The sequence below is a fragment of the Devosia sp. genome, assembly GCF_040509215.1.
Taxonomy (GTDB): Bacteria; Pseudomonadota; Alphaproteobacteria; order Rhizobiales; family Devosiaceae; genus Devosia.
This window is the reverse complement of sequence record NZ_JBEVLL010000218.1, coordinates 1-7,585: the sequence shown is the minus strand read 5'-3', so window position 1 is coordinate 7,585 and position 7,585 is coordinate 1. Positions and strand designations below refer to the sequence as shown.

At 63.5% G+C, this 7,585-nt stretch carries 5 protein-coding genes; all 5 read left to right on the top strand.

The window, feature by feature from the left end; genetic code table 11:
• Window positions 1–96 precede the first annotated feature (96 nt).
• The 5 genes from ABW043_RS11960 to ABW043_RS11940 all read left to right on the top strand — a co-directional run bounded on the left by ABW043_RS11960 (window position 97) and on the right by ABW043_RS11940 (window position 7,546).
• Window positions 97–465 carry a response regulator gene (locus ABW043_RS11960; protein WP_353921434.1) on the top strand — a complete coding sequence of 123 codons (369 nt, stop codon included), beginning with the start codon at window positions 97–99 and terminating at the stop codon, window positions 463–465.
• On the top strand, window positions 462–2,549 hold the full coding sequence (locus ABW043_RS11955; RefSeq protein WP_353921433.1) for a chemotaxis protein CheA: 2,088 nt from the start codon (window positions 462–464) through the stop codon (window positions 2,547–2,549). The genes ABW043_RS11960 and ABW043_RS11955 overlap by 4 nt, the downstream gene beginning before the upstream one ends.
• Window positions 2,546–3,043, top strand: a complete 498-nt coding sequence (locus ABW043_RS11950) for a chemotaxis protein CheW (protein ID WP_353921432.1) — start codon at window positions 2,546–2,548, stop codon at window positions 3,041–3,043. The genes ABW043_RS11955 and ABW043_RS11950 overlap by 4 nt, the downstream gene beginning before the upstream one ends.
• Window positions 3,040–5,130 carry a HAMP domain-containing methyl-accepting chemotaxis protein gene (locus tag ABW043_RS11945; RefSeq protein ID WP_353921431.1) on the top strand — a complete coding sequence of 697 codons (2,091 nt, stop codon included), beginning with the start codon at window positions 3,040–3,042 and terminating at the stop codon, window positions 5,128–5,130. Before ABW043_RS11950 ends, ABW043_RS11945 begins: the two co-directional genes overlap by 4 nt.
• Before the next feature lie 97 nt (window positions 5,131–5,227).
• The gene (locus ABW043_RS11940) at window positions 5,228–7,546 is read left to right on the top strand and encodes a HAMP domain-containing methyl-accepting chemotaxis protein (RefSeq protein ID WP_353921430.1); all 2,319 of its coding nucleotides are present in this window, start codon (window positions 5,228–5,230) and stop codon (window positions 7,544–7,546) included.
• Window positions 7,547–7,585 lie beyond the last annotated feature (39 nt).

The window sequence follows — 7,585 nt, the reverse complement described above, 5'->3', positions numbered from 1 at the left end:
GGCGAGCGTTTTGCGCGATGCCGGCCTGTTGGCGCCAGATCAGCCGCACCGGGCCTTGTGGGCCCCACTTTCCCTTCAGCCTTAGGACGCACTGGCATGAGCAAAACCATTCTGACCATCGATGACTCCGCCTCCATCCGCCAGATGGTGTCGATGACGCTGACCTCTGCCGGTCTTGACGTGATCGAGGCGGTCAATGGGCAGGACGGCTATGACAAGGCCACCACCAACACGGTCCATGCCGTCATCACCGATCTCAACATGCCGGTTCTGAACGGCATCGAATTCATCCGCAAATATCGCCAGCACCCCTCCAGCAAGGGCATCCCGATCATCCTGCTGACCACCGAGTCCGACGAGGAACTCAAGCGTCAGGCCAAGGAAGCGGGCGCCACCGGCTGGATCGTCAAGCCATTCAAGCAAGACCAGTTGCTGGCCGTTATCAAGAAGGTCACCGGGGCATGAACATCTCTGATCCCACCGAGACATTCCGCCAAGAGGCGCGCGAGCTGCTCGACCAGCTCGAGGCCGGGCTGCTCGATCTCGAGCAGGACCCCTCCAATGATGATCTGATCAATTCAACCTTCAGGGCCCTTCATACGATCAAGGGCTCTGGGGCCATGTTCGGGTTTACGGCCGTCGCCGAATTCGTCCACGAATTCGAGACGGCCTTTGACCGTGTGCGCAAGGGCCAGAGCAAGGCTAATACTGCCCTGATCGGCGTGGCGCTCGACGCCAAGGACCACATTCACCTGCTGATCGAAAATCCGGATGCGCCTGTCGATGGCGGCGCCGAGATTCTGATCCAGCTTCGTGCCATCGTCGATGGCGCAGCGGTTGATGGTCATGCCGAGGCCGCACCGGCTCCGGCGGCGGTGGCAGCACCCGCGCCGGTCGCCGCCGAGCCGGCAAAGCCCGCTGACACCGGCGCCAAGCGCTGGCGCCTGACCTTCTATTTGCCCTCCGACGCGCTGATTTACGGCACCAATCCCGAACTGCTGCTCAAGGAACTTGCCGGGATTGGCCCGACCGTGGTCCTTGCGCTGACCGACCGGATTCCTGATCTCGACATCATCGATCCCGAAGTCAGCTATCTCGGCTGGCAGGTCGACATCGAGACCGCCGAGGATCCGACGGCCGCGATCGACGATGTTTTCCTGTTCCTGCGCGACAATATGGAACTGACGCTAGCTCCCTTGGGCGGCGAAGTGGCAGCGCCCGTCATCGAAGCACCGGCTCCGGTTGTCGAAATCGCTGCGGCACCTGCCGACGACGCCATGCCCGAAGCCCCCTTCGTGCCGGAAGCGCCGGTTGCCAAGGCTCCTGCGAAGAAGGCAAAGGGTCCGGAAAAGGCCGAGGCTGAAAAGCCGGCGGCGACCTCGCTGCGCGTGCCGGCCGAACGGCTCGACGAACTGATGGATCGCGTTGGCGAACTCGTCATCGCCCAGGCACGGTTGAGCCAGATCGCCAACTCGTCGTCCGATACGGCGCTGAAGACGATTGCCGAGGAACTGGAACGCCTGTCTTCGGGTCTTCGCGACACTACCATGGGCATCCGCATGGTGCCGATCGGGACGATCTTCTCGCGCTTCCGTCGCCTTGTGCATGACCTGTCGGGGGAACTCGGCAAGCAGATCGAGTTCATCACCACCGGTGAAGAAACCGAACTCGACAAGACCGTCATCGAGCGCCTGGCTGACCCCTTGGTGCACCTCATCCGCAACTCGGTCGACCATGGTCTTGAAAGCGCGGAAAAGCGCGTTGCAGCCGGAAAATCGCCAAAGGGCACGGTGCGTCTCTCGGCCGTCTATTCAGGTGCCGAAGTTGCGATTTCCGTTATCGACGACGGTGCGGGCCTCAACCATGAGCGCATCCGCGCCAAGGCCGAGGAAAACGGCCTCATCACCGCCGATACCAAGCTGACCGAGCAGGAACTCAACCACCTGATCTTCGCGCCGGGCTTCTCGACCGCTAATGAAGTGACGGCTTTGTCCGGCCGCGGCGTCGGCATGGACGTGGTCAAGCGGACCATTGATGGGCTGCGCGGCACCATCGATGTGGCGACGACCCCGGGCAAGGGGTCGGTCTTTACCCTGCGCCTCCCGCTGACCCTGGCCATCATCGACGGCATGCTGATCCGGGTCGGCAATGGCCGCTACACCATCCCGCTCGCAGCGGTCGAGGAATGCGTCGAGCTGCCGGTCGGTCTCGAAGCATCGGCCAAGGGCCGCAACTTCCTCGACATCCGCGGGAGCCTCGTGCCTTACCTGCGCCTGCGCGAGGTCTTTGGCCTCAAGGGCCAAGGCGACGAGCACGAAAAGGTCGTCATCGTCTCTTCGGGCGAAGGCCGCGTCGGGCTCGTGGTCGACCAGATCATCGGCAACAACCAGACGGTCATCAAGCAGCTCTCGAAACTCCATTCGGGCATCAAGTCCTTCTCCGGCGCCACCATTCTCGGTGACGGCACGGTGGCCCTGATCCTCGACACCGCGCACCTCGTGGCCTCCGGCCAGTCTTATGTCGAACGCAATCTTGGCAGGGCCGCATGAGCGACAATCTCGAATACATGACGGCGCTCACCATCCGCCTCGAAGACGAGCTGTTCGCCGTCGAAGCGAGCCGGGTGCGCGAAATCCTCGACCTCGTGCCGATCACCGAAGTGCCGAGCGCCAGGGCGTTCGTCGGCGGGCTGATCAATGTCCGCGGCCGCGTCGTGCCGCTGGCCGATCTGCGCGTCATGTTCGGCATGGAACGGCCCGAGCCCGACCAGGATACCCGTATCGTGGTCATGGAAGTCGATATCGATGGCGAGCCCACCATTGCCGGCATTCTGGCCGACAAGGTGCATGACGTCACCGACATCGAATCCGCCTCCATCGAAGAGGCACCCAAGGTCGGCATGCGCTGGCGCCCCGAATTCGTGAAGGGCATCGGCAAGCGCAATGGCGGCTTCATCATCATTCCCGACATGGAACGGATTTTCGAAACCCCGGGCGGCAGAAGCGCGTCCGTAGCTGCACCAGAAGAGAGAGCTGCATCGTGAGATTGACCATCAAGACCAAACTGGCCGCGGTATTCACCACGGTCGTGGCGCTTTCAGGCGCCAGCATGTTCATGGCCCTGGGCAATCTCGGGACGCTGAACAGCGAAATGGGCCGGATCATCAACGGACCGGTCGAGCGCTCCATGGTGCTCAAGGGCATGCAATATGACATGCAGACCATGGCGACTGACGCGCAGCGCCTCATCGTGTCGCAGGACCGTGGCGAAATGAGCGCCACGATTGCCGGCATGGACGAACGCCTCGCCAAGATCACGGGCCTTGCCCAGGAACTCAACGGCGCCTTTTCGGTCGACGCCTCCAATACCGACATGAAGACCATCGTCGACAGCCTCGCCGGCTACCGCGCCGCCGTCTCGCGTCTTCAGGAAGCGGCCCTGAAAATCTCCAACACCGAAGCTTTCGCCATCACCACGACCCGCGGCAGCGCGGCGATCACGGCGGTGGAAGAGAGCCTTGGGAGCCTGCGCGATACCATCACCACGCGCATGAATGCCGGCGAACCCAACGCCATCCAGGCCTACCAGGCCGTCAGCGACCTCTTCCTGATGTCGAGCGACGTGTTCCGCCAGCACCGCAACATCCTGCTCGCTTCCAGCAATCCGGAAAAGCAGGACGAGTGGCAGCAGGATTTCAATAGCGTCGTCTCCGACATCGAGCCGGCCACCGAGCGCCTCGCGCGCTTCCTCACCCCGGCCGAACAGCCGGCCATGGCCCAGGTCCGCACCGCCATCTCCGAAATGATCGACGCCATGCGCACCGGCAACGACGTCGGCATGCAGCGCTCGGACTACGTGACCCAGACCATCAACACGACCGAAGCGGCGCCCCTGCGCCAGCAGATCTCGGGCCTTGTCGACGGCATCATCGCCCGCAATGACGCCCTGCTCGATTCCAGCGTCGTGGAAGCCAACGAGATGTACGAGCAGAGCCGCATGCTGCTGATCGGCATCCTCGCCATCTCCGTGCTGATCGCTGCCGTGGCGGCCACCTGGATCGTGTTCTCGATCTCGAAGGCTCTCTCGAGCGCCGTGCGTCTTGCCAATGATGTTGCCGAAGGTGACCTCAACGCAACCGCCGCGATTAAGGGTGACGACGAAGTCGGCGACCTGATCAAGGCACTGAACTCGATGACGGCAAAACTGCGCGAAGTGGTGTCCGAAGTGACCGCCGCAACCCGTAACGTTGCCTCGGGCAGCCAGGAAATGTCGGCGACGGCCGAACAGTTGAGCCAGGGCGCGACCGAACAGGCTTCCTCGACCGAAGAGGCCTCCGCCTCGATGGAAGAAATGGCCTCGACCATCAAGCAGTCGGCCGACAATGCCAGCCAGACCGAAAAGATCGCGCGTCAGTCCGCTGCCGATGCCATCGCCTCGGGCGAAGCGGTGAACAATGCCGTGGCTGCGATGCAGACGATCGCCGAAAAGATCATGGTGGTGCAGGAAATCGCCCGCCAGACCGACCTGCTCGCCCTCAACGCCGCGGTGGAAGCCGCCCGTGCCGGCGAACATGGCCGCGGCTTTGCGGTCGTCGCTTCCGAAGTGCGCAAGCTCGCCGAACGCAGCCAGGCTGCTGCAGCCGAGATCTCTACGCTCTCCGGCACGACGGTCAAAGCTGCGCAGTCGGCCGGCGAAATGCTCGGCAAACTGGTGCCCGACATCCAGCGCACGGCTGAACTGGTGGAAGAAATCTCCGCCGGTAGCCGCGAGCAGAATGCCGGTGCGGCCCAGATCAACACCGCTATCCAGCAGCTCGACAAGGTGACCCAGCAGAACACCTCGGCCGCCGAGGAAATGTCCTCGACCGCCGAAGAACTGGCGAGCCAGGCCGAACAGCTTCAGGCCGCGATCAGCTACTTCCGCCTCGATGCGACGGCGGCCGCGGCATTCGCCATGGCTCCCGCCAAGAAGGCTGCCAAGCGTGATCTGCGCTCTGCCGTGATGGCCTCTGCGCCGCACATGAGCAAGGCTCCGGCCCGCGCCAAGGCCAATTCCGGCGGCTTCGACCTCGATCTCGAAGGCGGCTCGGACGATCTCGACGACGAGTTCTCACGCCGCGGCGCTGCCTGAGCCTGACTAACAAGCAGGGATGCCGCGATGGACGGCGCGGCATCCCGATCCGAATGCGACGACACTACGCCTAGAAGGGGCACCTATTAAAATGAGAATGACTATCAAGGCCAAGCTCGCGGCCACCTTTGCGACGGTCGTCGCGCTTTCAGCGGGCAGCATGTTGATCGCGATCCAGAATCTGGGCCAGCTCAACGACTCGCTGAACACCATCGTCAACGTCCGCACCGCCAATTCCCTGAACATCACGGCCATGCAGTCGAGCCTTGAAAGCATGGGCTCGCGCATCCGTGCGCTGATCCTCAGCGACGATCCGGTCGTCATCGAGGACTACATCGCCAAGATCGACGAAGATGAGGCCGAACTCGCCGCCGGCATTGCCGCGCTGCGCGCCAATGTCTCCGATCAGAGCAACCTCGCCACCGTCGACGGGTTCGAGGCCAAGGTCGTCGAATTCAAGGCCGCGATCGACGCAGCCCAGGAACCGGGCCAGATCAACAGCGACACCGCTGCCCTTGCCATCAGCCGCTCCGAAGGCAGTGCTGCCCTCGGCAAGGTCGAAGAGGCTATGGGTGCGCTCGAGGCAGCCCTCGCGGCGCGGGTTGAAGGCGGCGATCTCTCCGCCTTTGCCGCCTATCAGCGCGCTTCGGCCATGTTCATGACCATGACAGACATTTTCCGCCAGCAGCGCAACGTGCTGCTCGCCTCCATGGACCCTGAGCTGCAGGACAAGTGGCACGCCGACTACATCTCCGGCATTGCCGCGATTTCGGACAACATGCCGGCACTCCGCCGCGCCGTTCCGGCGGCCGATGCAGCGCTCGTTTCCAACGCCGAAGCGGCCTATACCGAAATGGTTGCCGCCATGGACAAGGCCGTCGCCACCAGCGTGACCCGCGCCGACCTCGCCGCGACCAATGCTGCCGATCACGCTTCCGATCTTCGTCGCGAAGCCGACACCGTGCTCCAGGGCATGATCGACACCACCCGCACCATGCTGGCCGATGCGGCCGCTGCCGCCAATGCGACCTACCAGAACAGCATGATGCTGCTTCTCGGTCTTCTCGTCGGCTCGGCCCTGATTGCCGGTATTGCCGCGACCTGGATCGTCATGGGCATCAGCCGTGGCCTCAACAGGGTCAAACAGGTCGTCAATGGCGTCGCCATCGGCGATCTCGACCAGCGCGTCGAGATCAAGAGCAATGACGAGATCAAGGATCTGGTCGATACCGTCAATGTCATGACCGACAACCTGCGCGCTTCGGCCGCCGTCGTCGATCAGGTGGCCTATGGCGATCTCTCGGCCAAGCCACAGGTGCTCTCGGACAAGGACGTGCTGGGCCAAGCCATGCTGCGTATGGTCGAAGGCCTCAGCGCCTCGGCCGCCATTGCCGAAAAGATCGCTGCCGGCGACCTCACGGTCGAGCCGCGTCGCCTCTCGGATAAGGATACGCTCGGCATCGCCCTCGAAGGCATGGTGACCAAGCTTCGCGAAGTGATCGCGGATGCCATCTCCTCGGCCAACAATGTGTCGGCCGGCGCTCAGGAAATGTCGGCGACTGCCGAACAGCTGAGCCAGGGCGCGACCGAACAGGCTTCGTCCACCGAAGAGGCTTCCGCCTCGATGGAAGAAATGGCCTCGACCATCAAGCAGTCGGCTGACAATGCCAGCCAGACCGAAAAGATCGCCCGCCAGTCCGCTGCCGACGCGATCGCTTCGGGCGAAGCGGTGAACAATGCCGTGGCCGCCATGGAGACCATCGCGCAGAAGATCATGGTGGTGCAGGAAATCGCCCGCCAGACCGACCTGCTCGCCCTCAACGCTGCGGTGGAAGCTGCCCGTGCCGGCGAACATGGCCGCGGTTTCGCGGTCGTCGCCTCCGAAGTGCGCAAGCTTGCCGAACGCAGCCAGGCTGCCGCTGCCGAAATCTCGACCCTGTCGGGCACGACGGTGAAGGCCGCCCAGTCGGCCGGCGAAATGCTCTCCAAGCTCGTGCCCGATATCCAGCGCACGGCGGAACTCGTGGAAGAAATCTCCGCCGGCAGCCGCGAGCAGAATGTCGGCGCGGCCCAGATCAACACCGCTATCCAGCAGCTCGACAAGGTGACCCAGCAGAATACGTCGGCGGCCGAGGAAATGTCCTCGACCTCCGAAGAGCTGGCGAGCCAGGCCGATCAGCTCCAGAGCGCGATTAGCTACTTCCGCCTCAGCGCCTCGGCGACGGCCTCGATGGGCCAGCCCCTTCGCAAGCCGGCAGCGCCCAAGCGCGACATCCGAGCGGCAGTGGCTGCCTCGGCGCCGCACATGAGCCAGTCTTCCGCTCGCGGCAAGGCCAATACCGGCGGCTTCGAACTCGAACTCGACGGCGCTGCGGACGATCTCGACAACGAGTTCAGCCGCGCCGGCGCAGCATAACGGCACTGAAGGCCAGAAGTCCTTCGCGTCCTTTGCCGA